33 protein-coding genes and 1 pseudogene are annotated in these 24,956 nt (G+C 64.7%); 26 read left to right on the forward strand and 8 right to left on the reverse strand.

Annotation, left to right across the window (positions count from 1 at the left end):
• The 13 genes from ABD767_RS03165 to ABD767_RS03225 all read left to right on the forward strand — a co-directional run.
• A partial coding sequence (locus ABD767_RS03165; protein WP_076887029.1) for an EF-Tu C-terminal domain-related protein occupies positions 1-126 on the forward strand: 126 nt, incomplete at its 5' end.
• A 26-nt stretch (positions 127-152) separates the two neighbouring features.
• On the forward strand, positions 153-464 hold the full coding sequence (gene rpsJ, locus ABD767_RS03170; protein WP_103045738.1) for a 30S ribosomal protein S10: 312 nt from the start codon (positions 153-155) through the stop codon (positions 462-464).
• Positions 465-701: 237 nt separating this feature from the next.
• Positions 702-1,376: a 50S ribosomal protein L3 gene (rplC, locus tag ABD767_RS03175; RefSeq protein ID WP_103045739.1), complete on the forward strand. Its 675-nt coding sequence runs from the start codon at positions 702-704 to the stop codon at positions 1,374-1,376.
• The gene (gene rplD / locus ABD767_RS03180) at positions 1,376-1,996 is read left to right on the forward strand and encodes a 50S ribosomal protein L4 (RefSeq protein ID WP_103045740.1); all 621 of its coding nucleotides are present in this window, start codon (positions 1,376-1,378) and stop codon (positions 1,994-1,996) included. Before rplC ends, rplD begins: the two co-directional genes overlap by 1 nt.
• Positions 1,993-2,328: a 50S ribosomal protein L23 gene (rplW, locus tag ABD767_RS03185; protein ID WP_103045741.1), complete on the forward strand. Its 336-nt coding sequence runs from the start codon at positions 1,993-1,995 to the stop codon at positions 2,326-2,328. The genes rplD and rplW overlap by 4 nt, the downstream gene beginning before the upstream one ends.
• Positions 2,329-2,331: 3 nt before the next feature.
• On the forward strand, positions 2,332-3,156 hold the full coding sequence (rplB, locus tag ABD767_RS03190; protein ID WP_103045742.1) for a 50S ribosomal protein L2: 825 nt from the start codon (positions 2,332-2,334) through the stop codon (positions 3,154-3,156).
• Between the two features lie 10 nt (positions 3,157-3,166).
• Positions 3,167-3,442, forward strand: a complete 276-nt coding sequence (gene rpsS, locus ABD767_RS03195) for a 30S ribosomal protein S19 (protein WP_103045743.1) — start codon at positions 3,167-3,169, stop codon at positions 3,440-3,442.
• A gap of 9 nt (positions 3,443-3,451) precedes the next feature.
• Positions 3,452-3,784 carry a 50S ribosomal protein L22 gene (gene rplV / locus ABD767_RS03200; RefSeq protein ID WP_103045744.1) on the forward strand — a complete coding sequence of 111 codons (333 nt, stop codon included), beginning with the start codon at positions 3,452-3,454 and terminating at the stop codon, positions 3,782-3,784.
• Positions 3,785-3,799: 15 nt separating this feature from the next.
• A complete protein-coding gene (gene rpsC, locus ABD767_RS03205) occupies positions 3,800-4,654 on the forward strand; it encodes a 30S ribosomal protein S3 (RefSeq protein ID WP_103045745.1) in 855 nt (284 codons plus the stop codon).
• Positions 4,655-4,656: 2 nt separating this feature from the next.
• The gene (gene rplP, locus ABD767_RS03210; protein WP_103045746.1) at positions 4,657-5,073 is read left to right on the forward strand and encodes a 50S ribosomal protein L16; all 417 of its coding nucleotides are present in this window, start codon (positions 4,657-4,659) and stop codon (positions 5,071-5,073) included.
• An 11-nt stretch (positions 5,074-5,084) separates the two neighbouring features.
• Positions 5,085-5,282: a 50S ribosomal protein L29 gene (rpmC, locus tag ABD767_RS03215; protein WP_103045747.1), complete on the forward strand. Its 198-nt coding sequence runs from the start codon at positions 5,085-5,087 to the stop codon at positions 5,280-5,282.
• Between the two features lie 13 nt (positions 5,283-5,295).
• Positions 5,296-5,565: a 30S ribosomal protein S17 gene (gene rpsQ / locus ABD767_RS03220; protein ID WP_103045748.1), complete on the forward strand. Its 270-nt coding sequence runs from the start codon at positions 5,296-5,298 to the stop codon at positions 5,563-5,565.
• 100 nt (positions 5,566-5,665) lie between these two features.
• A complete protein-coding gene (locus ABD767_RS03225; protein ID WP_103045749.1) occupies positions 5,666-6,184 on the forward strand; it encodes a redoxin family protein in 519 nt (172 codons plus the stop codon).
• Here the strand turns inward: ABD767_RS03225 and ABD767_RS03230 are convergent.
• From ABD767_RS03230 to ABD767_RS03240, 3 genes and pseudogenes are all read right to left on the reverse strand, one after another.
• A pseudogene (locus tag ABD767_RS03230) lies at positions 6,172-6,606 on the reverse strand (flagellin N-terminal helical domain-containing protein); the annotation flags it as partial. The gene ABD767_RS03225 and the pseudogene ABD767_RS03230 overlap by 13 nt on opposite strands.
• Positions 6,607-6,847: 241 nt before the next feature.
• Positions 6,848-7,291 (reverse strand): GNAT family N-acetyltransferase, encoded by a 444-nt coding sequence (locus ABD767_RS03235; protein ID WP_425549889.1) that lies wholly within the window; start codon positions 7,289-7,291, stop codon positions 6,848-6,850.
• Positions 7,292-7,434: 143 nt separating this feature from the next.
• A complete protein-coding gene (locus ABD767_RS03240; protein ID WP_103045751.1) occupies positions 7,435-7,938 on the reverse strand; it encodes a redoxin family protein in 504 nt (167 codons plus the stop codon).
• Positions 7,939-8,153: 215 nt separating this feature from the next.
• Here ABD767_RS03240 and ABD767_RS03245 point away from each other — a divergent pair, with 215 nt between their 5' ends.
• From ABD767_RS03245 to ptsP, 3 genes are read left to right on the forward strand one after another with little or no spacing between them, the layout of a single operon-like run.
• A complete protein-coding gene (locus ABD767_RS03245; RefSeq protein ID WP_103045752.1) occupies positions 8,154-8,570 on the forward strand; it encodes a PTS sugar transporter subunit IIA domain-containing protein in 417 nt (138 codons plus the stop codon).
• A complete protein-coding gene (locus ABD767_RS03250; RefSeq protein WP_103045753.1) occupies positions 8,567-8,836 on the forward strand; it encodes an HPr family phosphocarrier protein in 270 nt (89 codons plus the stop codon). Before ABD767_RS03245 ends, ABD767_RS03250 begins: the two co-directional genes overlap by 4 nt.
• Before the next feature lie 56 nt (positions 8,837-8,892).
• Positions 8,893-10,641 carry a phosphoenolpyruvate--protein phosphotransferase gene (gene ptsP, locus ABD767_RS03255; protein ID WP_103045754.1) on the forward strand — a complete coding sequence of 583 codons (1,749 nt, stop codon included), beginning with the start codon at positions 8,893-8,895 and terminating at the stop codon, positions 10,639-10,641.
• A gap of 40 nt (positions 10,642-10,681) precedes the next feature.
• On the opposite strand, the gene lipB is transcribed toward ptsP, so the two are convergent.
• Both lipB and ABD767_RS03265 read right to left on the reverse strand, forming a co-directional pair.
• Positions 10,682-11,374: a lipoyl(octanoyl) transferase LipB gene (gene lipB, locus ABD767_RS03260; RefSeq protein ID WP_344868182.1), complete on the reverse strand. Its 693-nt coding sequence runs from the start codon at positions 11,372-11,374 to the stop codon at positions 10,682-10,684.
• Between the two features lies 1 nt (position 11,375).
• The gene (locus tag ABD767_RS03265) at positions 11,376-11,654 is read right to left on the reverse strand and encodes a DUF493 family protein (RefSeq protein WP_103045755.1); all 279 of its coding nucleotides are present in this window, start codon (positions 11,652-11,654) and stop codon (positions 11,376-11,378) included.
• Between the two features lie 150 nt (positions 11,655-11,804).
• On the opposite strand from ABD767_RS03265, the gene ABD767_RS03270 reads away from it, so the two are divergent.
• The 10 genes from ABD767_RS03270 (at position 11,805) to ABD767_RS03315 (ending at position 19,596) form a co-directional block, all read left to right on the forward strand.
• Positions 11,805-12,290, forward strand: a complete 486-nt coding sequence (locus tag ABD767_RS03270) for an ATP synthase subunit I (protein ID WP_103045756.1) — start codon at positions 11,805-11,807, stop codon at positions 12,288-12,290.
• 26 nt (positions 12,291-12,316) lie between these two features.
• Complete coding sequence (gene atpB, locus ABD767_RS03275; RefSeq protein WP_103045757.1) at positions 12,317-13,180, forward strand: F0F1 ATP synthase subunit A; 864 nt, start codon at positions 12,317-12,319, stop codon at positions 13,178-13,180.
• A gap of 54 nt (positions 13,181-13,234) precedes the next feature.
• A complete protein-coding gene (atpE, locus tag ABD767_RS03280) occupies positions 13,235-13,483 on the forward strand; it encodes a F0F1 ATP synthase subunit C (RefSeq protein WP_011803767.1) in 249 nt (82 codons plus the stop codon).
• Between the two features lie 38 nt (positions 13,484-13,521).
• On the forward strand, positions 13,522-13,992 hold the full coding sequence (locus tag ABD767_RS03285) for a F0F1 ATP synthase subunit B (protein WP_103045758.1): 471 nt from the start codon (positions 13,522-13,524) through the stop codon (positions 13,990-13,992).
• Positions 13,993-14,003: 11 nt separating this feature from the next.
• A complete protein-coding gene (locus ABD767_RS03290) occupies positions 14,004-14,534 on the forward strand; it encodes a F0F1 ATP synthase subunit delta (protein ID WP_103045759.1) in 531 nt (176 codons plus the stop codon).
• Between the two features lie 44 nt (positions 14,535-14,578).
• Positions 14,579-16,138 carry a F0F1 ATP synthase subunit alpha gene (gene atpA, locus ABD767_RS03295; protein WP_103045760.1) on the forward strand — a complete coding sequence of 520 codons (1,560 nt, stop codon included), beginning with the start codon at positions 14,579-14,581 and terminating at the stop codon, positions 16,136-16,138.
• Between the two features lie 18 nt (positions 16,139-16,156).
• Complete coding sequence (gene atpG, locus ABD767_RS03300; RefSeq protein ID WP_103045761.1) at positions 16,157-17,023, forward strand: F0F1 ATP synthase subunit gamma; 867 nt, start codon at positions 16,157-16,159, stop codon at positions 17,021-17,023.
• Between the two features lie 18 nt (positions 17,024-17,041).
• Positions 17,042-18,463 (forward strand): F0F1 ATP synthase subunit beta, encoded by a 1,422-nt coding sequence (atpD, locus tag ABD767_RS03305; RefSeq protein ID WP_103045762.1) that lies wholly within the window; start codon positions 17,042-17,044, stop codon positions 18,461-18,463.
• Between the two features lie 91 nt (positions 18,464-18,554).
• Positions 18,555-18,971 carry a F0F1 ATP synthase subunit epsilon gene (locus tag ABD767_RS03310; RefSeq protein WP_103045763.1) on the forward strand — a complete coding sequence of 139 codons (417 nt, stop codon included), beginning with the start codon at positions 18,555-18,557 and terminating at the stop codon, positions 18,969-18,971.
• A gap of 97 nt (positions 18,972-19,068) precedes the next feature.
• A complete protein-coding gene (locus ABD767_RS03315) occupies positions 19,069-19,596 on the forward strand; it encodes a DUF2946 family protein (protein ID WP_103045764.1) in 528 nt (175 codons plus the stop codon).
• Between the two features lie 154 nt (positions 19,597-19,750).
• On the opposite strand, the gene ABD767_RS03320 is transcribed toward ABD767_RS03315, so the two are convergent.
• The 3 genes from ABD767_RS03320 to ABD767_RS03330 form a co-directional block, all read right to left on the reverse strand.
• Positions 19,751-20,287: a c-type cytochrome gene (locus tag ABD767_RS03320; protein WP_103044522.1), complete on the reverse strand. Its 537-nt coding sequence runs from the start codon at positions 20,285-20,287 to the stop codon at positions 19,751-19,753.
• 71 nt (positions 20,288-20,358) lie between these two features.
• Entirely contained in the window at positions 20,359-21,786 is a 1,428-nt protein-coding gene (locus ABD767_RS03325; RefSeq protein ID WP_425549890.1) for an efflux transporter outer membrane subunit, read from the reverse strand.
• Between the two features lie 23 nt (positions 21,787-21,809).
• Positions 21,810-24,956 carry an efflux RND transporter permease subunit gene (locus ABD767_RS03330; protein ID WP_344868192.1) on the reverse strand — a complete coding sequence of 1,049 codons (3,147 nt, stop codon included), beginning with the start codon at positions 24,954-24,956 and terminating at the stop codon, positions 21,810-21,812.

The following is a 24,956-nucleotide window of genomic DNA, read 5'->3' on the forward strand; positions in this document are numbered from 1 at the left end:
GGCGACAACGTGTCGATCACCGTCAAGCTGATCGCCCCCATCGCCATGGAAGAAGGCCTGCGCTTTGCCATCCGCGAGGGCGGCCGTACCGTCGGCGCCGGCGTGGTGGCAAAGATCATCGAGTAATTCTTCGGGATAACTGGGAATTATTCATGTCCAAGCAAAAAATCCGCATCCGCCTGAAGGCGTTCGACTACAAGTTGATCGACCAGTCCGCTGCCGAGATCGTCGATACCGCCAAGCGCACCGGTGCCATCGTCAAGGGCCCCGTGCCCCTGCCCACGCGCATGAAGCGTTTCGACGTGCTGCGCTCGCCCCACGTCAACAAGACGAGCCGCGACCAGCTGGAGATCCGCACGCACCAGCGCCTGATGGACATCGTCGACCCGACCGACAAGACCGTTGACGCGCTGATGAAGCTCGACCTGCCCGCCGGCGTGGACGTCGAGATCAAGCTGCAGTAATTGCACCAGGGTGTTGCGCGGCGGCATGCTGCCGCGCCGCTATTCAACGCGGCCTTGCCAAATCGGCAAGGCCGCGTTATACTTTGCGGCTTCGCGTTTTTGCGTCCAGAGGTGGGCGTTGGCGCGGAGTTTTATCAACCGCCTTTCATGCGCCCGTGCATGGCCCGCAAAGCCTGCCGAGGGTGCAAACGCCGGGGCCAATTGCAGTCCGGGCGGTGAAAGTTTTGGAGAAAACCAATGAGTCTGAGCAACTCCCTGGGGTTGCTGGGCCGCAAGGTGGGCATGATGCGTGTGTTCACCGATGACGGAGAAGCGATTCCCGTCACGGTGCTCGATGTGTCGGACAACCGCGTGACCCAGGTGAAAACCCAAGAGAACGATGGCTATGTGGCCCTGCAGGTCACCTATGGCTCGCGCAAAGCGTCGCGCGTGACCAAGCCCATCGCCGGCCACCTGGCCAAGGCCGGTGTGCAAGCCGGTGAAATCATCCGTGAATTCCACGTGACCGAAGAAGTTGCCGGCAAGTACCCCGCCGGCAAGAACGTCCCGGTGACCGAAGTGTTCGCCGTGGGCCAGAAGGTCGACGTGCAAGGCACCTCGATCGGCAAGGGCTATGCCGGCACGATCAAGCGCCACAACTTCGGTTCGCAGCGTGCCTCGCACGGCAACAGCCGTTCGCACAACGTCCCTGGATCCATCGGCATGGCCCAGGATCCCGGCCGCGTGTTCCCCGGCAAGAAAATGACGGGCCACATGGGCGACGTCACCGTTACCACGCAGAACCTGGACGTGATTCGCATCGACGAGGCGCGCCAGCTGCTGCTGATCAAGGGTGCGGTTCCGGGCTCCAAGGGCGGTTTCGTCACCGTGCGTCCCGCCATCAAGGCACAAGCTGACAAAGGAGCGAACTAATGCAGCTCGAACTCCTGAATGAACAAGGCCAGGCCGCGTCCAAGATCGACGTGCCCGAGACCGTGTTCGATCGCCAGTACAACGAAGACCTGATCCACCAGATCGTGGTCGCTTACCGCGCCAACGGCCGCCAGGGCACCCGTGCCCAGAAGGACCGCCAGCAGGTTCGTCACTCGACCAAGAAGCCGTTCCGTCAAAAGGGTACGGGCAATGCCCGCGCCGGTATGACCTCGTCGCCGCTGTGGCGTGGGGGCGGACGCATCTTCCCGAACCTGCCTGAAGAAAACTTCACGCAGAAGATCAACAAGAAGATGTACCGCGCCGGCATGGCCTCCATCCTGTCGCAGCTGGCCCGTGAAGGCCGTCTGGCCGTCGTCGACTCGCTCACCGTCGAAAGCCCCAAGACCAAGGCCTTGGCCAGCAAGTTCAAGGCCATGAACCTGGAATCGGTGATGGTGATCGCCGACGAGGTGGACGAGAACCTGTACCTGGCTTCGCGCAACCTGAAGAACGTGTTCGTCGTCGAGCCGCGCTATGCCGACCCCGTGTCGCTGGTGCACTACAAGAAGGTGCTGGTCACCAAGGCTGCGATCGACCAACTCAAGGAGATGTTCGCATGAGCCGCATCAATCCTACCGCTGCCGAACGTACGTTCGATGAAGGCCGTCTGATGCAGGTGCTGGTCGCTCCCATCGTGTCCGAGAAGGCCACCATGGTTGCCGAGCACGCCAATGCCGTGACGTTCAAGGTGCTGCAAAACGCCACCAAGCCCGAGATCAAGGCCGCCGTCGAGCTGCTGTTCAAGGTCGAGGTCAAGGGTGTTTCCGTGGTGAATACCAAAGGCAAGACCAAGCGCTTTGGCAAGTCCATGGGCCGCCGTGACAACGTGCGCAAAGCCTATGTGCTGCTCAAGGAAGGTCAAGAGCTGAACCTGTCCGGGGAGGCTGCGTAAACCATGGCCATTATCAAAATCAAACCGACCTCCGCCGGCCGCCGCGGCGCGGTGAAGATCTCGCGCGACCACCTGTACAAGGGCGAGGCCTATGCCCCGCTGCTGGAGCCCCAGTTCCAGAAGTCGGGCCGCAACAACAACGGCCACATCACCGTGCGCCACAAGGGCGGTGGCCACAAGCACCACTACCGCGTGGTCGACTTCCGTCGCAACAAGGACGGCATTCCCGCCAAGATCGAGCGCGTCGAGTACGACCCCAACCGCACGGCCCACATCGCCCTGGTGTGCTATGCCGACGGCGAGCGTCGCTACATCATCGCTCCGCGCAACCTGGAAGTGGGCGCCACCATCATCAGTGGCTCCGAAGCGCCGATCCGTGTGGGCAACACGCTGCCGATCCGCAACATCCCGGTGGGTTCGACCATCCACTGCATCGAGCTCAAGCCCGGTGCCGGTGCGCAGATCGCCCGCTCGGCCGGCACGTCCGCCACGCTGCTGGCGCGTGAAGGCATGTACGCCCAGGTGCGCATGCGCTCGGGCGAGGTGCGTCGCATCCACATCGAGTGCCGTGCCACCATCGGTGAAGTCGCCAACGGCGAGCACAGCCTGCGCCAGCTCGGCAAGGCCGGTGTCAAGCGCTGGATGGGCATTCGCCCGACCGTGCGTGGTGTTGCCATGAACCCGGTCGACCACCCGCAAGGCGGTGGTGAAGGCAAGACCGGTGAAGGTCGCCACCCCGTGGATCCATGGGGTAACCTGACCAAGGGCTACCGCACTCGCAACAACAAGCGCACGCAGAACATGATCGTGTCGCGTCGCAAGAAGTAAGGGGTAGGCAATGACTCGTTCCGTCAAAAAAGGTCCGTTCGTTGACCATCACTTGCTGGCCAAGGCCGAGAAGGCCATCGCCACCAAGGACAAAAAGCCCGTCAAGACCTGGTCGCGCCGTTCCATGGTGCTGCCGGATTTCATCGGCCTGACGATTGCCGTGCACAACGGCAAGCAGCATGTGCCGGTGTACGTCACCGACCAGATGGTGGGCCACAAGCTGGGCGAATTCGCCCTGACGCGCACCTTCAAGGGCCACCCCGCCGATAAAAAGGCCAAGAGGTAAGGAAAGAACATGACTGAAACACGTGCTGTTCTCCGTGGCGTGCGCCTGTCGGTGGACAAGGGCCGCCTGGTAGCCGATCTGATCCGCGGCAAGAAAGTGGATCAGGCGCTGGACATCCTGACGTTCACGCAGAAAAAAGCTGCGGGCATCGTCAAGAAAGTGCTGGAGTCGGCCATTGCCAACGCCGAGCACAACGACGGCGCCGACATCGACGAGCTGAAGGTCAAGACCATCTACGTCGAGCAAGGCACCACGCTCAAGCGCTTTACCGCGCGCGCCAAGGGCCGCGGCAACCGCATCAGCAAGCCGACTTGCCACATTTATGTGACCGTGGGCAATTAAGGCCAGAGGAAGACTATGGGACAGAAAATCCATCCTACCGGCTTTCGCCTTGCGGTCAGCCGCAACTGGGCCAGCCGTTGGTACGCCAGCAACCGCGACTTCGCCGGCATGCTCGCTGAAGACATCAAGGTGCGCGAGTACCTGAAGTCCAAGCTGAAGAACGCCGCCGTCTCGCGTGTGCTGATCGAGCGCCCCGCCAAGAACGCCCGCATCACCATTTACTCGGCACGTCCGGGCGTGGTGATCGGCCGCAAGGGCGAGGACATCGAGAACCTGAAGAAGGAACTGGCCACCCGCCTGGGTGTGCCCGTGGCAGTCAACATCGAGGAAGTGCGCAAGCCCGAAATCGATGCCAAGCTGATCGCCGACTCGATCACCCAGCAGCTGGAGAAGCGCATCCAGTTCCGCCGTGCGATGAAGCGCGCGATGCAGAACGCGATGCGCCTGGGCGCCCAGGGCATCAAGATCATGTCCTCGGGTCGTCTGAACGGCATCGAGATCGCGCGTACCGAGTGGTACCGCGAAGGCCGCGTGCCGCTGCACACGCTGCGCGCCGACATCGACTACGGCACCTCCGAAGCCCACACCACCTACGGCACCATCGGTGTCAAGGTCTGGGTCTACAAGGGTGACACGCTGGGCCGGGGTGACCTGCCCGCCGTGGAAACGCCGCGTGAAGACGAGCGCCGCCCGCGCCGCGACGGTCGCCGTGATGGCCGCCGTGACGGTGAGCGCCGTGGTGGCCGCCGCCCCGCCGGCACCAACGCCGCACCTGCCGATGGCAGCGACAAGCCGCTGGGCGCAGGCGCAGATTCCGTTAAGCGCGTGAAAGCCGCGCCCGCTACAGCGGCGGACGGTCAAGGAGAATAAATATGCTGCAACCTGCTCGTCGCAAATACCGCAAAGAGCAAAAGGGCCGCAACACCGGCATCGCCACCCGTGGCAATGCCGTGTCGTTCGGTGACTTCGGTCTCAAGTGCACCGATCGCGGCCGCCTGACGGCGCGCCAGATCGAAGCCGCGCGCCGTGCCATCTCGCGCCACGTCAAGCGCGGTGGCCGCATCTGGATCCGCGTGTTCCCGGACAAGCCCATCTCGACCAAGCCCGCAGAAGTGCGTATGGGCAACGGCAAGGGCAACCCCGAGTACTACGTGGCTGAAATCCAGCCCGGCAAGGTGGTGTTCGAGATCGTCGGCGTGCCCGAAGAGCTGGCTCGTGAAGCGTTCCGCCTGGCTGCTGCCAAGCTGCCGCTGCGCACCACGTTCGTGTCCCGTCACATTGGTGCCTGAGGAGTAACAACATGACAAAAGCTGCAGAACTGCGCCAAAAAGATGTTGCCGCTCTGAAGGAAGAAGTGAAGTCCTTGCAAAAGGCCCACTTCGGCCTGCGTATGCAAAAGGCCACGCAACAACTGGGCAATACCAATACGCTGCGCACTACGCGCCGCGATATTGCCCGCGCCAAAACCATTCTTGCTGAAAAGCAAGCCGCCAAGTAATCCAGGAGCGAACATGACGGAAGCCAAACCCTCCCTCAAGCGCACCTTGGTTGGCAAGGTGGTCAGCGACAAGCGTACCAAGACCGTGACCGTGCTCGTCGAGCGCCGCGTGATGCATCCCATCTACGGCAAGATCATGATCCGGTCGAGCAAGTACCACGCACACGACGAAAACGGCGAATACAAGCTGGGCGATACCGTCGAGATCGCCGAAAGCCGCCCGATCTCCAAGACCAAGAACTGGGTGGCCATCCGCCTGGTGCAAAAGGCCGGTCTGCTGTAAAGACCGCGCAGGCGGCGGCCCTGGTGGCTGCTCGCCGGCGAACAATCAAAAAACGACCCACAATGTGGGTCGTTTTTTTGTGTCCAGAAGGAGTTCTGAAATGATCAAGGTTGGAGATGCATTGCCGTCCGTCACATTGATGGAATACGTCGAGGTCGAGGGCAATGGTTGCAGCGTCGGCCCCAATCCGGTCGACGTGGCGAAGGCCACGGCCGGCAAGACCGTGGCGATCTTTGCCGTCCCCGGCGCGTTCACGCCCACCTGCTCGAACCAGCACCTGCCTGGCTATGTGGCGCAGGCCGATGCGTTCAAGGCCGCTGGTGTCGACGAGATCTGGTGCCTGGCGGTCAACGATGCCTTCGTGATGGGCGCATGGGGGCGCGACCAGAAAACCGCCGGCAAGGTGCGCATGTTGGCCGACGGCGACGCGGTATTCGCCAAGGCCACGGGTTTGACGCTGGATCTGACAGGCAAGGGGCTGGGGCTGCGCAGCAACCGGTATTCCATGCTGGTCAAGGATGGCAAGGTGGTGCAGCTGAACAACGAAGCCCCCGGCAAGTTCGATGTCAGCGACGCAGGCACGCTGCTGGGGCAGGCCACCTTGTCGGCGCCGGTTTGAAAGTCCATGGCTGCGGCCAGCTTGCCGCCGGTCAGCAGTTTTTCGCCGCCGAAGGTGGTGTTGGCCATGATGCTGGTGATTTCGGTGCTCAGCGCCGTCTTGTCATCGGTGCTGGTGGTGGCGTTGCTCTTCTCGGTGGCCAGGTCCTTCATGCGCAGCAGCATGTTGGTCACTTCGTTGAGCGCGCCTTCGGCGGTCTGCAGCATGGAGATGCCGTTTTGCGTGTTCTTCTGCGCGACCTTCATGCCCATGCTTTGCGCGTTCAGGCGCGTGGCGATCTGAAGGCCTGCTGCGTCGTCCATGGCGGAGTTGACGCGGAAACCCGTGCCCAGCTTGGTCATCGAGGAAGACAGCGCCTTGTTGGTCGAGGCGAGGGAGTTTTGCGTGCTCAGTGACGCGGCGTTGGTGTGCAGGCTCAGCATGTGAGTGCTCCTAATACAAGAGGGATTGACTCGGTGACAAGCGCCACCGTGGCGCCTTCATGCATGTTGGGCGACGGCCTGGAGACGGGACTTAAATACTTTGGCGTAATTTTTAGGCTCGACGTGGGAGATCGGGCTGCGCCTGGAGGTAGCGCAGCTGGCTGAACGATCCGCGATTACGAAGGGCGCGTGAATCGGCGCTGTTCCTGGCCGCTCACACTGAATCCGGCTCTGCCGTGAATCAGTAAATATCCGCCTTGAGGTAATGCGCCCCCGCAATGGGGTTGTGGTAGTAGGGCGGGATTTCCTCGAAGCCCAGTTCGGCGTACAGCGCGCGGGCCGATTCCATGGTGTCCAGCGTATCGAGCAGCACGCTGGCGTAGCCGGCGCGGCGCGCGGCGTCCAATGCGGCCTCGGCCAGCTGGCGGCCCAGGCCGAAGCCGCGAAAGGGCTTGCGCACGAACAGGCGCTTCATCTCGCAGGCGTTGGGGTAGTCCACGGTGTCCAGCGGGCGGATGGCACAGCAGCCGGCGGGGCTACCGTCCACTTCGGCCAGCATGATCACGCCGCGCGGGGGGGCGTAGTCGCCGGGCAGGCTGTCAAGCTCTTCGTCAAAGTGCTGGAACGCCAAGTCCACATCCAGGCTGTCGGCGTAGTCTTGAAAGAGCGCGCGCACGGTGTCCATTTCGTGCGGCTGGGTGGGAATGAGCAGGGTGATGGAGGGCGGCTGATCCACGGGGCTGTCTTGGTCTTTCGGTCAGGCAAGGCCCAGTGTAGCGCGATGCGCGCCGCACTCCTGTGCTTGTTTGCCCGGCTGCCGCTCGGCGCTCAGGCCTCGGCCAGCAGGCGTTCGATCAGGCGGTGCAGCTCGGCAAAGTCGGGCGCGCCGACGTAGCGTTTGACGATCTCGCCGCGCTTGTTGACGATGTAGGTCGTTGGCGTGAGCTGGACTTCGTCCCACGCGCGGGCGACGGCGCCGGTGTTGTCGATGGCGACCTTGAAGGGCAGCTTGCGCGTTTCGGTGAAGTTGACGACGTAGCTGGGCGGGTCGTAGCTCATCGCGACGGCCAGCGTCTCGAACCCTTGATTCTTGTACTTGTCGTAGGTGGCGACGATGGCGGGCATCTCGGCCACGCAGGTGGTGCAGCTGGTGGCCCAGAAGTTGACCAGGGTGACCTTGCCGCGCAGGTCGGCCGTGGTCTGCCGCGAGCCGTCGAGCAGCACAAAGGTCGATTCGGGCGCCTTGGTGGTGCCGGCGTTCATCACGACGGCCGTGCCAACGGCGGCGCAAATGGCCAAAGCCCCGGCGACGAGCCATTTCTTGGTTTGCATAAGGTCGATTCCTGGTCGGATGGCGGTGGTTTCAGCGCCATGGGCGCCATTGTGCATGGGCGCAGATGCCTGCATGCCCGTCGGTAGATTGCCGGGGCTGCGGATAGTTCACCCGGTTGTCGTCTGCGTCGAGCGGCGCCGCGGCGCTGGCAGGGCGATAATCCCTGTTTCGGAAAGTGTCTGGCGATCCTCCGCCGGATCTTGAATCATCTGCCATGAATACCCGTCTCGTCGTCATTGCCCACGCACCGCTGGCCCATGCGCTGCGCGAATGCGCGCTGCATGTGTTTCCCGATGCCGAGGGCGCGGTGCTGGCGCTGGACGTGCTTCCCGACGACCCGCCCGAGGTCACGCTGGCGGCGGCCCGCGCCCGGCTGGCGCAGAGCGCCGATGCACCCACGCTGCTGCTGTGCGACGTGCTGGGCGCTACGCCATGCAATGTGGCGCAGCGCCTGGCGCAGGGGATGGCGCAGGCGCAGCTGGTCGTAGGCGTGAATCTGCCGATGCTGCTGCGTGCGCTGTCCTACCGCGCGGAGCCGCTGGACGGCGTGGTCGCGCGCGCGCTGGCCGGGGGCGTGCAGGGCATGATGCAGGTGCGGCTGGACAAGGAAACCACTCCTTCTTTTTCATGATTGAAGAGACCACGACGATTGCCAACAAGCTGGGCCTGCATGCCCGCGCATCGGCCAAGCTGACCAAGCTGGCGGGCAGTTTCGACTGCGATGTCTGGATGAGCAAGGGAGGGCGGCGCATCAACGCCAAGAGCATCATGGGTGTGATGATGCTGGCCGCCGGCATGGGGTCGCAGGTGCTGCTGCAGACTGAAGGGGCACAGGAGCGCGAGGCCATGGACGCACTGTTGGCGTTGATCGAGGATAAATTCGGCGAGGGTGAATAGCCCGCTGGTACGAGCTCCATCCTGACGGCGTAGGAGGGCGGCGCTGCCGCAAGCTGATGACTTTTTCCATCCACGGTTTGGCGGTTTCTCGCGGCATTGCCATTGGCCGGGCGGTGCTGGCGGTCTCCAGCCGCATGGAGGTGGTGCATGACTTCATCGCGCCAGCGCAGATTGCCGACGAGATTGCACGCCTGCGCCGCGCGCGCGACGCGGTCGTCGCCGAGTTGCAGCGCCTGCAGGCGGACATGCCGCGCGACGCGCCGCCCGAGCTGTCGGGTTTGCTCGACGTGCACCTGATGCTGCTGCAGGACGAGATGCTCGAGAACGGCGTCAAGCACTGGATCGAGGAGCGCCACTACAACGCCGAGTGGGCGCTGACCACGCAGCTGGAAATCATCTCGCGCCAGTTCGACGAAATGGAGGACGAGTATTTGCGCGAGCGCAAGGCCGACCTGCAGCAGGTGGTCGAGCGCATCCTGCGCTATCTGCGCGGGCAACTGGGCAACGTGGGCGCTGGCGCGCCGGCGCAGCCGCCCACCGAGCAGGGGCGCAGCGAGCGCGTGCCGCTGGTGCTGGTTGCACACGATTTGTCACCGGCCGACATGCTGCAGTTCAAGCACAGCGTGTTTGCCGGCTTCGTCACCGACGTGGGCGGCACCACCAGCCACACGGCCATCGTCGCGCGCAGCATGGACATACCGGCCGTGGTTGGCGCCCGCAGCGCCAGCCAGCTGGTACGCCAGGACGACTGGGTCATCATCGACGGCGACGCGGGCGTGATCATCGTCGATCCCTCTCCGCTGCTGCTCGATGAATACCGCTTTCGCCGGCGCGAGGCGCTGCTGGCGCGCGAGCGCCTGGTGCGGCTGCGCCACACGCCGTCGGTGACGCGCGACGCGCAGCAGGTGGCGCTGCTGGCCAACATCGAGCAGCCCCAGGACACGCAGGCCGCGGTGCGCGCGGGCGCGGTGGGCGTGGGGCTGTTTCGCACCGAATTCCTGTTCATGGGCCGCGGCGGGCGGCTACCGGATGAGGAAGAGCAGTTTCAGGCCTATCTGCAGGCGGTGCAGGGCATGCAGGGCCTGCCGGTGACGATTCGCAGCATCGACGTGGGCGCCGACAAGCCGCTGGACAAAGGCTGGCGCGAGCATTCGCTCAACCCAGCATTGGGCCTGCGCGCCATCCGCTGGAGCCTGTCGGAGCCGGCGATGTTTCGCGCCCAGCTGCGCGCCGTGCTGCGCGTGGCCGGCCACGGCAAGGTCAAGCTGCTGTTTCCGATGCTGGGGCATGAGGCGCAGATCCGCCAGACGCTGGCGCAGCTCAACCAGGCGCGCGCCGAGCTGGACGCGCGCGGCATCGCCTATGGCATGCCCGAGCTGGGCGCGATGATCGAGGTGCCGGCCGCAGCGCTGATGGTGCGCGAGTTCCTGCCCTACTTCGACTTCCTGTCGATCGGCACCAACGACCTGATCCAGTACTGCCTGGCCATCGACCGGGCCGACGAGGCGGTCGCGCACCTGTACGACCCGCTGCACCCGGCGGTGCTTCGCCTGGTGGCCAGCGTGATTGCCGAAGGCCAGCGCCAGGGCAAGGAGGTCACGGTGTGCGGCGAGATGGCCGGCGACGTGGGCATGACGCGCCTGCTGCTGGGCCTGGGCCTGCGCAGCTTCTCGATGCATCCGTCGCAAATCCTGGCGGTCAAGCAGGAGATTCTGCGTGCCGACATCCGCGTGCTCGCCCCCTGGGCGGCGCAGGTGGCGGCCAGCAGCGATCCGGCGGCGTTGATGGCCTTGGGAGAGCCTTGAGGCGGCCTGTCGTGTCCAGGCGCGGCGCAAAGCGCCGCCGCTACGGCTGCAGCCGCCGTGCCAGCTGCCCGGCAAGCACCTGCGCTGCGTCGTCCCACGCAACCTCGTAGCCCAGGCTGGCCAGGTCGACGGTGCGCAGCCCGGCGTAGCCGCAGGGATTGATGCGCGAGAACGGCTCCAGATCCATCGCCACGTTCAGCGCCACGCCGTGGTAGGTGCAGTAGCGCGACACCTTGATGCCGATTGCGGCAATCTTGCCCAGGCCCGTGAAGTCGGGCGCGGGCGGTGCGCTGCCGGGCTCGCGCCGCTGCGGACGCTGGGCAAGCATGGCGTGGCTGCCCGGGTCATCCAGGCGCACGTAAAGGCCCGGTGCGGACGCGACGCGGTGGCCGGTCACGCCGAACCGCGCCAGCGTGGCAATCACGGCCTCTTCGACGCGGTAGACGTATTCCTTGACGTAGTAACCGGCGCGGCGCAGGTCGATCAGCGGATAGGCGACGACCTGGCCCGGCCCGTGGTAGGTCACCTGCCCGCCGCGGTTGGTGGCGACGACCGGGATGTTGCCCGGGTGCAGCACGTGATCCTGCCGGCCAGCAAAACCCTGCGTGAAGACCGGCGGGTGCTGGCATACCCACAGTGCATCGGGCGTGGCGGCGTCGCGCGCCTCGGTGAAGTCGCGCATGGCCTGCACGGTCGTTTCATAGGGCGCCAGCCCGAGCATGTGGGTCTGCATGTCAGAGCACGACCTTGACCATCGGGTGCGAGGTCAGCGCGCGGTACAGATCGTCGAGCTGCGCGCGGCTCGTGGCCGTTACCGTGATGGTCACGCCCAGGTAGTTGCCGGCGCTGCTGCCCCGCAGCTCGATGGTCGAAGCGTCGAACTGCGGGTCGAACTGGCGGGCAACGGCCGTGACGGCATGCACGAAGCCGTCCACGTTGGCGCCCATCACCTTGATCGGGAAGGCGCTGGGGTAGTCGATCAGGGAGTCCTGGCGGGAGGTGGGAGCGGTCATGGCTGTGGTCTGCAGGTGTCAAACAGGAAGGCAGGCGGTGTCTCCTCAATCGCACAGCATCGTGACAAAAGACGCATCGTGCGGGCGACATTGTTCCCGAACAGGGGTTTGTCCTTATAATGCGGGGCTTTGTGAATGTTTGGGGCTTAAGTGCAGAGGGACTCGTTCAGACAATCTGACGCCTGTGACTCGGCATTTGAGGACGCGCAAGACGACTTCAAGCCCCTGACGCCACAGGAGGCCCAGGAGTGGCGCAAACGCCACCCGGCGCTGTCGGTCTGGAGGATTGTGGGAGGGCAGGCTCTGGTGGGCGTGCTGGTCGTGCTGGTGGCATGGCTGCTGACGAGGCAGCCGTCGGTGGCATGGTCGGCAGGCTATGGCGCACTGTCCGTGCTGCTGCCTTCCACCTTGTTTGCTCGCGCGATGGCGCGCAAGCGCGACGATGCGGGAGCGGTCGTCGCCGGGTTTCTGGGCTGGGAGCTGGTCAAGATTGCCCTGACCATCGCCATGCTGGTGGCTGCGCCCAGGCTGGTTGCCGGGCTGAGCTGGCTGGCCTTGCTGGCTGGCATGGTGGTGGTAATGAAGATGTACTGGATTGCCCTGGCGGGCTGGTCCGGGCGGCGTCGCAACGGTTGATATTTTTTTGAGGGAAGAGTTGTCCAATGGCTGCTGAGGCGAATGCTCCAACCGCAAGTGAGTACATTGTTCACCACTTGCAGCACCTGCAAAACATCAAGCAGGGCTTCATCGTCGATTTCTCGGTGTTCAACCTGGACTCGATTTTCGTCAGCGTCGCACTCGGCGCCATCATGTTCCTGGTGTTCTGGTCGTGTGCGCGCAAGGCCACTTCGGGTGTCCCGGGGCGCTTCCAGGCAGCGGTCGAGATCCTGGTCGAGATGGTCGACAACCAGGCCAAGGCCAACATCCACAACGCACAAAGCCGCAAGTTCATCGCCCCGCTGGCGCTGACCGTGTTTGTCTGGATCTTCCTGATGAACGCCATGGACTTGCTGCCCGTCGACCTGCTGCCCGTGCTGTGGCAGGGCGCGCTGGGCGACTCGCACGCCTATCTGCGCGTCGTTCCGACGGCCGACCTGTCGACCACGCTGGGCCTGTCCACTGCCGTGCTGGTGCTGTGCTTCTACTACAGCATCAAGATCAAGGGCCTGGGCGGCTGGATCCACGAGCTGTTCACGGCGCCGTTCGGCACCAGCAAGAATCCGCTGTTCGCCGCCATCCTGGGCGTGGTGAACTTTGCCATGCAAGTCATTGAATACCTTGCCAAGACGGTCTCGCATGGCATGCGACTGTTTGGCAACATGTACGCTGGTGAGTTGGTGTTCTGCCTGATCGCCCTGATGGGTGGTGCGGCGGCCATGTCGCTCTCTGGTGTGTTGCTCCCCCTGGGGCACATCATCGCGGGCTCGATCTGGGCGATCTTTCATATTCTGATCATCACCCTGCAAGCCTTTATTTTCATGATGCTGGCGCTGATTTACCTCGGCCAGGCGCATGACGCTCACTGAGCTTTTTCCTTTCCCTTCCTTCAACCTTTCTTTCTTTTCATCCTAGGAGTCATCATGGAAAACATTCTCGGCCTCGTCGCTCTGGCTTGCGGTCTGATCGTTGGTCTCGGTGCCATCGGCGCCTCGATCGGTATCGCTCTGATGGGCGGCAAGTTCCTGGAATCGTCGGCCCGTCAGCCTGAGCTGATCAACGAGCTGCAGACCAAGATGTTCATCTTGGCCGGTCTGATCGACGCGGCCTTCCTGATCGGCGTGGCCATTGCCCTGCTGTTCGCTTTCGCCAACCCCTTCGTCCTGGCCTAAGCACTCCGATCAACGCCCAAGAATAGAAAGGTGTTGCCGTGAGTATCAACGCGACCCTGTTCGTTCAACTGGTCGTCTTCCTGATTCTGGTGTGGTTCACGATGACATTCGTGTGGCCACCGATCGCGAAGGCACTCGATGAGCGGGCACAGAAAATCGCCGATGGTCTCGCTGCGGCCGACAAGGCCAAGTCCGAGCTTGCCGCCGCTGACCAGCGCGTCAAGCAGGAACTGGCCTCCGCCAGCAACGAAACCGCCACGCGCCTGGCCGACGCCGAGCGCCGTGCGCAAGCCATCATCGAAGAGGCCAAGACGCGTGCCACCGACGAAGGCAACAAGATCGTCGCTGCAGCGCGTGCCGAGGCCGAGCAACAAGTGGTTGCCGCCCGCGAAGCCTTGCGCGAGCAGGTGGCCGCGCTGGCCGTCAAGGGTGCCGAGCAGATTCTGCGCAAGGAGGTCAACGCTGGCGTCCATGCCGACCTGCTCGGACGCCTCAAGACCGAGCTGTAAGGAGAGGCGCCATGGCTGAATTTGCCACCATTGCCCGCCCTTACGCCGAGGCGCTGTACGAGGCCTGCGCCGGCGGTGATGCCGCCGCGGCCCTGCCCTGGGTCGACGACCTGGCGGCGATCGCCGCCGATCCTGCGCTGCGCCAGTTGGCCGGCGACCCCAAGGTCACGCGCGAGCAGGTGCTTGAGCTCATCAGCGGCGTACGCAAGGACTTGCCGGCGATGGCGCTGAATTTCCTGCGCACCGTCGTCGACAACGGCCGCCTGCAGGTGCTGCCCGAGATGGCGGCGCAGTTTCGCGCACTGGTCAACCAAGGCCGTGGCAGTCTCGATGCCGTGGTCTACAGCGCCTATCCGATCGATGCCGCGGCATTGGTCGAACTGGGCTCCACGCTGGAAAAGCGCTTTGGCCAAAAGCTCAACCTGTCGGTGCAGATCGACGAGTCGCTCATTGGCGGCGTGCGCGTGGTGGTGGGTGACGAAGTGCTGGACACATCGGTCAAGGCCCGTCTGGAACAAATGAAAGCGGCCCTCACGGCCTGAGGGCGGTTGAGGTCTGGGCTTACTAAAGAAAGAAGGAAAGAGTCATGCAACTCAATCCCGCAGAAATTTCTGAACTGATCAAGAGCCGCATCGAAGGTCTGGAGGCGGGCAGCGATATCCGCAACCAGGGCACCGTGGTGTCCGTCACCGACGGAATCGTGCGTGTTCACGGCCTGTCGGACGTGATGCAGGGCGAAATGCTGGAGTTCCCCGCCGATTCGGACGGTCAACCCAGCTATGGCCTGGCGCTGAACCTGGAGCGCGACTCCGTCGGCGCCGTGATTCTGGGCGAGTACGAGCACATCTCCGAAGGCGATACCGTCAAGTGCACGGGCCGCATTCTGGAAGTGCCGGTGGGCCCCGAGCTGATCGGCCGCGTAGTCAACGCGCTGGGCCAGCCCATCGACGGCAAGGGTCCGATCAACGCCAAGATGACCGACGTGATCGAGAAGGTCGCTCCGGGCGTGATCGCGCGCCAGTCGGTGGACCAGCCTCTGGCCACGGGCCAGAAGTCGATCGACTCGATGGTGCCGATCGGCCGTGGCCAGCGCGAGCTGATCATTGGTGACCGCCAGACCGGCAAGACGGCCGTGGCCATCGACGCCATCATCGCCCAGAAGGGCCAGGGCGTGACCTGCATCTACGTCGCCATCGGCCAGAAGGCGTCGTCGATCAAGAACGTGGTGCGCTCGCTGGAACTGGCTGGTGCGATGGACTACACCATCGTCGTCGCTGCCTCGGCCTCCGAATCGGCCGCCATGCAATACGTGTCGGCCTATTCGGGCTGCACCATGGGCGAATATTTCCGCGACCGCGGCGAGGACGCGCTGATCGTCTACGACGACCTGTCCAAGCAGGCCGTGGCTTACCGCCAGGTGTCGCTGCTGCTGCGCCGCCCGCCGGGCCGCGAAGCCTTCCCCGGCGACGTGTTCTATCTCCACAGCCGCCTGCTCGAGCGCGCAGCCCGCGTCAACGCCCACTATGTGGAGCAGTTCACCAAGGGCGAGGTCAAGGGCAAGACGGGTTCGCTCACGGCGCTGCCGGTGATCGAAACCCAGGCCGGCGACGTGTCCGCCTTCGTGCCGACCAACGTGATCTCGATCACCGACGGCCAGATCTTCCTGGAGACCAGCCTGTTCAACGCCGGCATCCGCCCCGCCATCAACGCCGGTATCTCGGTGTCGCGCGTCGGTGGTGCCGCCCAGACCAAGCTGATCAAGGGCCTGTCCGGCGGTATCCGTACCGACCTGGCGCAGTACCGTGAGCTGGCCGCGTTCGCGCAGTTCGCCTCCGACCTGGACGAAGCCACGCGCAAGCAGCTCGACCGCGGCGCACGCGTGACCGAACTGCTCAAGCAGCCCCAGTACAGCCCGCTGCCCATCAGCCTGATGGCGGCCTCGCTGTACGCTGTGAACAAGGGCTTCCTGGACGACGTCGACGTCAAGAAGATCCTGTCGTTCGAGTCCGGCCTGCACCAGTTCCTCAAGACGAGCAACGGCGCGCTGCTGGAGCGCCTGGACACCAACCGCGCCTTCGACAAGGAAGGCAAGGACGAAGCCGAACTGACGCAAGCCATTACCGCGTTCAAGAAATCCTTCGTCTGATTCGAAGGAGGAAACGACATGGCAGCAGGCAAGGAAATACGCGGCAAGATCAAATCGGTGGAAAACACCAAGAAGATCACCAAAGCCATGGAAATGGTGGCCGCATCCAAAATGCGCAAGGCGCAGGATCGCATGCGCGCCGCCCGTCCCTACGCCGAGAAGGTGCGCGCGATCGCCGCCCATCTCGGCCAGGCCAACCCGGAGTATGTCCATCCGTTCATGAAAGTGAACGACGCCAAGACGGCGGGCATCATCGTGGTGACGACCGACAAGGGCCTGTGCGGCGGCATGAACACCAACGTGCTGCGAGCGGTCACGAACAAGCTGCGTGAACTGCAGGACGCGGGCGATCAGGTGCAGGCGGTGGCCATTGGCAACAAGGGCCTGGGTTTTCTCAACCGCATCGGCGCCAGGGTGGTTGCGCAGTCCGTCGGACTGGGCGACACGCCGCATCTGGAGCGCCTGATCGGTCCGGTCAAGGTGCTGCTCGATGCCTACGCCGAGGGCAAGATCAACGCGGTCTACCTTTCCTACACCAAATTCATCAACACGATGAGGCAGGAATCGGTGGTCGAGCAGTTGCTGCCGTTGTCCGACGAGCACATGAAGACGGACAAGGCACACGCCAGCTGGGACTACATCTATGAGCCCGACGCACAGTCGGTCATCGATGAATTGCTCGTGCGCTATGTGGAGTCGCTGATCTACCAGTCGGTGGCCGAGAACATGGCCTCGGAGCAGTCGGCGCGCATGGTGGCCATGAAGGCCGCCACGGACAACGCCGGCACCGTCATCGACGAGCTCAAGCTGGTCTACAACAAGACGCGCCAGGCCGCGATCACGAAAGAGCTTTCGGAGATCGTTGCAGGCGCCGCCGCAGTTTAAATTTTTGGAGCAAACACAATGGCTCAAGAGAACACCCCCGTTCAGGGCAAGATTGTTCAATGTATCGGCGCCGTGGTGGACGTGGAGTTCCCGCGCGAGCAGATGCCCAAGGTGTACGACGCGCTCAAGCTCGAAGGCTCGGCGCTGACCCTGGAAGTGCAGCAGCAGCTGGGCGATGGCGTGGTGCGCACCATTGCGCTGGGCTCCAGCGATGGCTTGAAGCGCGGTCTGATGGTGACCAACACCGCCAACCCGATCACCGTGCCCGTGGGCAAGGCGACGCTGGGCCGCATCATGGACGTGCTGGGCAACCCCATCGACGAGCGCGGCCCCGTGGATCAGGCGCTCACGGCCTCCATCCACCGCAAGGCGCCCGCCTATGACGAACTGAGCCCCTCGCAGGAGCTGCTGGAGACCGGCATCAAGGTGATCGACCTGGTGTGCCCGTTCGCCAAGGGCGGCAAGGTCGGCCTGTTCGGCGGCGCCGGCGTGGGCAAGACCGTCAACATGATGGAGCTCATCAACAACATCGCCAAGGCGCACTCGGGTCTGTCCGTGTTCGCCGGCGTCGGTGAGCGCACCCGCGAAGGCAACGACTTCTACCACGAGATGGCCGACTCGGGCGTCGTGAACCTGGAGAACCTGGGCGAGTCCAAGGTGTCCATGGTCTACGGCCAGATGAACGAGCCGCCGGGCAACCGTCTGCGCGTGGCGCTGACGGGCCTGACGATTGCCGAGTCGTTCCGCGACGAAGGCCGCGACGTGCTGTTCTTCGTGGACAACATCTACCGCTACACACTGGCCGGTACCGAAGTGTCCGCTCTGCTGGGTCGCATGCCTTCCGCCGTGGGCTACCAGCCGACGCTGGCCGAGGAAATGGGCAAGCTGCAAGAGCGCATCACGTCGACCAAGGTCGGCTCGATCACCTCGATCCAGGCCGTGTACGTGCCGGCCGACGACTTGACCGACCCCTCGCCCGCCACGACGTTTGCCCACCTGGACTCCACCGTGGTGCTCTCGCGTGACATCGCCGCCCTGGGCATCTACCCGGCCGTCGACCCGCTGGACTCCACCAGCCGCCAGCTCGACCCCCAGGTCGTCGGCGACGAGCACTACCAGGTGGCGCGCGACGTGCAGGGCACGCTGCAGCGCTACAAGGAACTGCGCGACATCATCGCGATTCTGGGCATGGACGAGCTGGCCCCCGAGGACAAGCTCACCGTGGCCCGCGCTCGCAAGATCCAGCGTTTCCTGTCGCAGCCCTTCCACGTCGCCGAGGTGTTCACCGGCGCGCCTGGCAAGTACGTGCCGCTGTCCGAGACCATCCGCGGCTTCAAGATGATCGTGGCCGGCGAGTGCGACCACCTGCCCGAGCAGGCTTTCTACATGGTCGGCACCATCGACGAGGCCTTCGAGAAGGCCAAGAAGCTGGCTGCCTGATCGCGCCCGGTTGAGCGTTGGGAGCGGGAGGGCATCGTGAGACCGCCCCGCACCCGACGCCAGACGCCATACGCCCAACCGAAGGAGTCCCATGAACACCATCAACGTTGATGTGGTCAGTGCCGAAGAGTCGATCTTCTCGGGCCAGGCGCGCTTTGTCGCACTGCCCGGCGAGGCCGGCGAGCTGGGCATCCTGCCCAAGCACACGCCCTTGATCACGCGCATCAAGCCCGGCTCGGTGCGCATCGAGATGGCCGACGGCAGCGAGGAGTTCATCTTCGTCGCCGGCGGCATTCTTGAGGTGCAGCCCAACCAGGTGACCGTGCTGTCCGACACCGCGATCCGCGGCCAGGATCTGGACGACCACAAGGCGCAAGAGGCCAAGGCCGCCGCGGAAGACGCGCTCAAGAACGCCAAGAGCGAGGTCGACCTGGCTCGCGCGCAGTCGGAGTTGGCCATCATGGCCGCCCAGCTGGCCGCGCTGCGCAAATACCGCGAGAAACGCTGATCTGCCGCGCCACAACGGCAAAATCTTAGGGATGTGCATTGCGCACATCCTTTTTTTATGTCTGCGCCGCCACGGCGGCGTGCGGAGGGAGGCACCGATGGACGACATCGTGATCCAGGCCATGGCCAAGTGGCCCAACGTGCCCGACTGCTATGGCTGGCTGGGCCTGGATGCCCGCGGGCGCTGGTATTTGCGTGATGCGCAGACGCAGGCGCGCGGTGACTTCATGCAGGCCCGGGGCGACCGGCTGGAGCACCCGGGGCTGCTGGCCTTCATTGAGCGCAACTACACGTGCGACGTACGGGGTTGCTGGTATTTCCAGAACGGGCCGCAGCGCGTGTTCGTCGAGCTCGAGGCCGCGCCGCTGGTCTGGCGGCTGCAGCCCCAGGGCGGCGCGTGCGCGCACACCGGAGTGCAGTCAGCGGGCACCTCCCGATGGCTGGTCGACGAGCGTGGCTGGCTCTACCTGGACTGTGCGCAGGGCTTCGGCCTGGTGCACAGCCTGGACATGGAGCTGGCGGCGCGGCGCATCGAGCAGCAGGGCGGTGAAGTACGGGAAGTGCGCCGCGACGAGCTGCCGGCGCGGTTCGGCTTTGTGCTCAGTCCCGCGCAGTTGCAGGCATGAAAAAACCGGCCGAGAGGCCGGTTGCGGGGGCATTCGGGAGCCCGTAGGTTTTATTCCATTTCTATATCAACCGATTACTTTGTCGGCTTCGCTTGCCGTGCTACAGCACTGTCTGCGCTTCACCTTCGCGTACTCGATTGATATAAAAACGGAATTACTTGGCGTCGGCCGCCTTGTCGCCGTCTTCCGCGGCAGGTGCCTGGGGCTCGTCGAACTGGGCGCCGCCGGCATTGGCCATGTAGACCACCGCGCGGGCGATTTCAGTCTCGTTGAACTGGCCGCCGCTTTGCGGAGGCATGGCACCCATGCCGTGCAGCGCGGCGTTCAGCAGGGTGTCGTAGCCGGTCTTGATGCGCGGGCCCCATTCGCCGGCGTCGCCGTACTTGGGCGCTCCGGCCGCACCAGTGGCGTGGCAGGCGGCGCACTGGGCCTTGAAGACCTCTTCGCCCGAATGCAGCGGGCGGTCGGCCTCGTCGACGGCGATCGTGACGTCGCCGACCTTCTGGATGCGCTTGGCGATGGCCATTTCCATGTTGCCGGCTCCGGCTCCGGGCTTGGGCGCGGAGGTGACGTACACGGCCAGGCCGATGATGATGAAGATGGGCAGCACAAAACCCAGCACAACGCCGGCCAGCAATTGCTGAGGAGTCTTGATGGGGCCGGTGTGGGCTTGGTCGTGTGGGGTGCTCATGGTGTCCTCGGTTTGTTTTGCGTTACATCAACAGGGCACCGATTATAGAAGTGCCCCGGCGCGCAGCAGCTTCATGACTGGGGTGCGTCCTCCTCGCCTTGGGGTTGTTGCGTCCAGCCGCCGCCCAGCACCTTGTACATCGCCACCTGGTTGAGCTGCTGCTGCAGGCGCGCGGCCACCAGCGCCTGCTCGGAGCCGAACAGCGAGCGCTGCGCGTCCAGCAGATCCAGGTGGCTGGCCACGCCGTTGCGGTAGCGCAGGTCGGCCAGCTCCAGGCTGCGGCGGTTGGCGTCGACCAGGGCCGTCTGCGCGTCGATCTCCTGGCGCAGCGTGTCCAGGCCGGCGAGGGCGTCGGAGACTTCGCGAAAAGCGCTCTGGATGGACTTCTCGTATTGCGCGAGCGCAATGTCGCGGCCCACCATGGCGGCGTCCAGATTGGCCTGGTTGCGCCCGGCGTCAAAAATCGGCAAGGCCGCCTGCGGCGCAAGCGAGAACGCCCAGCTGCCGCTCTTGAACAGGCCCGACAACTCGGAGCTGACCGAGCCGAACTGCGCGGTCAGCGCAATGCGCGGGAAAAAGGCCGCGCGCGCCGCGCCGATGTTGGCATTGGCGCCGATCAGCTGCTGCTCGGCCATGCGGATGTCCGGGCGCCGCGTCAGCAGATCCGACGGCAGGCCCACGGGCAGGGGCTGCATCGGCGAGTTGTCCTCCAGGCGCGCGCTGGTCAGGCTGGCGCGGATGTCCTCGGGCAGCGCCTGGCCGAGCAGCAGCACCAGCGCATTCTCGTCGAGCAGGCGCTGGCGCTGCTGCTGCGCCAGCGTGGCGCGCGCCGACTGCGCAAGGCTCAACGCCTGCGCGTAGTCGAGTTCGGAGCTGATGCCGTTGTCCAGTCGCAGGCGGGTGAGCTGCAGCGACTGCTCGCGCGTTTGCAGCGTGCGCCGCGACAGGTCGAGCAGCTCCTCGTCGGCGCACAGCGTCAGCCAGCCCGAGGCGACGGCCGAAACCAGGCTGATCTGGGCCGACTTGCGTGCCTCGTCGGTGGCCAGGTACTGCGCCAGCGCCTGCTCCTTGAGCGCGGCGATGCGGCCGAAGAAGTCGATCTCCCAGGCGGTGATGCCCACGCCGACCTGGAATTGGTTGGCGTACTGGCCGGAGGTGTTGGGCTGGCGCGTGGCATTGGCCAGTGCGCTCACGGTGGGGAATTGATCGGCGCGTCGGATCTGGAACTGCGCACGCGCCTGATCGACGTTGAGCATGGCGACGCGCAGGTCGCGGTTGTTGGCCAGCGCCATGCCGACCAGGCGCTGCAGGCGCGCGTCGGTGAAGTAATCCTTCCAGTCGATGGCCGTGGCCGCCGGGGCGTCGGCAGCCAGCGCAGGGCCGGCCAGGGTGTAGCCGGCGGGCAGCGGGGCGGCCGGGCGCTCATAGGTCGGAATGAAGCTGCAGCCGGCCAGCAGGGCGGCCGCGGCCAGGGCGGTCAGCCGAGGCGCGGTGTGCATGAAAGAAGAGGGCATGAGGGCTTTCATTCGGTGCTTTCGTGGTGCTGTGCCATTTTCATGTCGTGCTCATGCTGGCGTGTGCTGCCCTTGAACATGCTGCGCACGACGACGAAGAACAGCGGAACGAAGATCACCGCCAGGAGGGTGCCGCTCACCATGCCGCCGACGACGCCGGTGCCGATGGCGCGCTGGCTGGCCGAGCTTGCGCCCGTGGACAGGAACAGCGGCATCACGCCCAGCGTGAAGGCCAGCGACGTCATGATGATGGGGCGAAAGCGCAGGTGCGCCGCCGCCAGCGCCGCGGCCACCACGCTCTTGCCCTGGGCCTGCAAGTCCTTGGCGAACTCGATGATCAGAATGGCGTTCTTGGCCGACAGGCCGATGATGGTGATCAGGCCGATCTGGAAATACACGTCGTTGTCCATGCCGCGAAGCAGCGTGCCCAGCAGTACGCCGAGCACGCCCAGCGGCACGACCAGCATCACCGAGAACGGAATCGACCAGCTCTCATACAGCGCCGCCAGTGCCAGGAACACCGCCAGCAGCGAGAACGCATACAGCACCATGGCCTGGCCGCCGGCGAGCTTTTCCTCGCGCGACTGGCCCGTCCACTCGTAGCCAAAGCCCTCGGGCAGCTGGGCGGCCAGGCGCTCCATCTCGGCCATGGCGTCTCCCGTGCTGAAGCCCGGCGCGGCGGCGCCGGCGATCTTCATCGACGGATAGCCGTTGTAGCGCACCGTCTGCATGGCGCCCGTGATCCAGTGCGTGGAGGCAAAGGTCGACAGCGGAACCACCTGCCCCTTGTTGTTGAGCACGGGAATATCGAGCACCTCCTCGGGGCGCATGCGCGCCGACACGTCGGCCTGCACCACGACGCGCTGCAGCCGTCCCTGGTTGGGGAAGTCGTTGATGTAGCTCGAGCCCAGCGCCGTCGACAGCGCGCTGCTGATGCTGTCAAAGCCCACGCCCAGCGCGGCGGCCTTTTCGCGGTCGATCTGGATCTGCATTTGCGGCGCATCCTCCATGCCGTCCGGGCGCACGCCGTCCAGCACCTTGCTCTGCGCGGCCATGCCCAGCAGCTGGTTGCGCGCGGCAATCAGCGCGTCGTGGCCCTTGCTCGAGCGGTCTTGCAGGCGGAAGGTGAAGCCCGCGGCGTTGCCCAGCTCGGGGATGGCCGGCGGGCTGACGACGAAGATGAAGGCGTCGCGCACACCCCACAGCGCGCCGGTGGCGCGGCCGGCCACGGCCTCGGCCGAGTGCGCCGGGCCAGGGCGCTCACTCCAGTCCTTGAGCGTGATGAAGGAAATACCCATGTTCTGGCCCTGGCCCGAGAACGAGAAGCCGGCCACGGTGACGACGTTGGCCACCTCGGGCTGGGCCATCATGTAAGTGCTGACCTCGGACATCACCGCCTCGGTGCGCGCCTGGCCGGCGCCCGGCGGCAGCTGCACGTTGCCCACCAGAAAGCCCTGGTCTTCATTGGGCAGAAAGGACGTGGGCAGGCGGTTGTAGACCAGCACCACCGCGCCGATCAGCGCCGCGTAGATGACCATCATGCGGGTGCTGCGGCGAATCAGCCGCGCCAGCCCCGACTCGTAGCCGCGCGTGGTCGAGGCAAAAGAGCGGTTGAACCAGCCAAAAAAACCCTTTTTATTGTGTTCCTCGGCCGTGACGGGCTTGAGCAGCGTGCCGCACAGCGCCGGCGTGAGCGACAGCGCCATGAAGGCCGAGAACGCGATCGACGTTGCCATGGTGGCGGCGAACTGGCGGTAGATGTTGCCGGTGGAGCCGGCAAAGAAGGCCAGCGGCACGAACACCGAGATCAGCACCACGGTCACGCCGATGATGGCGCCCGAGATCTGCCCCATGGCCTTGCGCGTGGCCGGCAGCGGCGCCAGGCCTTCCTCGCGCATGATGCGCTCGACGTTCTCGACGACGACGATGGCGTCGTCGACCACGATGCCGATCACCAGCACCATGCCGAACATGGTCAGCACGTTGATGGAAAAGCCCAGCGCCAGCAGCACCGCAAACGTGCCCAGCAGGGCAATGGGCACGACGATGGTCGGAATGACGGTGTAGCGAAAATTCTGCAGAAACAGAAACATCACCAGAAACACCAGCACCACGGCTTCGACCAGCGTCTCGACCACCTTCTCGATGGAGACGGCGACGAAGGTCGAGGTGTCGTAGGGAATGGCGTAGCTCACTCCGTCCGGGAAAAAGGGTTCGAGCTCCTTGAACTTGGCCTTGACCAGCTTGGCCGTCTGCAGCGCGTTGGCGTTGGAGGTCAGCTGCACGCCCATGGCGGCGGCAGGCTTGCCGTTGAGGTTGGCGCCGCCGCTATAGCTTTGCGTGCCCAGCTCCACGCGCGCCACGTCGCGCATGCGCACCGAAGATCCGTCGGTGTTGGCGCGCAGCACGATGTCCTCGAACTGCTCGACCGTCGACAGCTGGCCCCGCACGACGATGGTGGCCGTCGTCATCTGGCCGTCGGCAATGGGCAGGTCGCCCAGGCTGCCGGCCGACACCTGCACGTTCTGCGCGCGGATGGCGGCGTTGACCTGGTCGAGCGAGATGTTCAGTCCCTTGAGCCTGGCCGGATCGACCCAGATGCGCATGGCGCGCTCGGCGCCAAAGTGCGTCACCGACCCCACGCCGGGCAGGCGCTGCAGCTCGGGCACGACGTTGCGCTCGGCGTAGTCGTCAAGCGCCGCCACGCTCACGTCCGGACTGTCGCTGGTGAGCATGGTGAACATCAGAAAGTTCGAGCGCGACTTCTCTACGCGCACGCCCTGCTGCACCACTACCGATGGCAGGCGCGGCGTGGCGCGCGAGAGGCGGTTTTGCACGTCCACCTGCGCCAGGTCGTCGTTGGTGCCCGGCTCGAAGCTGAGCACCACCGTGCCCGTGCCGTTGGCCTGCGCCGTCGCCTCCATATAGGCCAGGCCGGTGGCGCCGTTCATCTCGCGCTCGATGACCGACAGCACGCTGTCTTCCAGCGTCTGCGCGGTGGCGCCCGGGTAGGCGACCGACAGTTGAATGGTGGGCGGCGCCACCGACGGGTACTGGGCAATGGGCAGCTGGGTGATGGACACCGCGCCGATCACCATGATGAAGATGGCGATGACCCAGGCAAAAATGGGTCGATCAATGAAAAACTTGGCCAT

The organism is Comamonas faecalis (assembly GCF_039538025.1).
Taxonomy (GTDB): Bacteria; Pseudomonadota; Gammaproteobacteria; order Burkholderiales; family Burkholderiaceae_C; genus Comamonas_C; species Comamonas_C faecalis.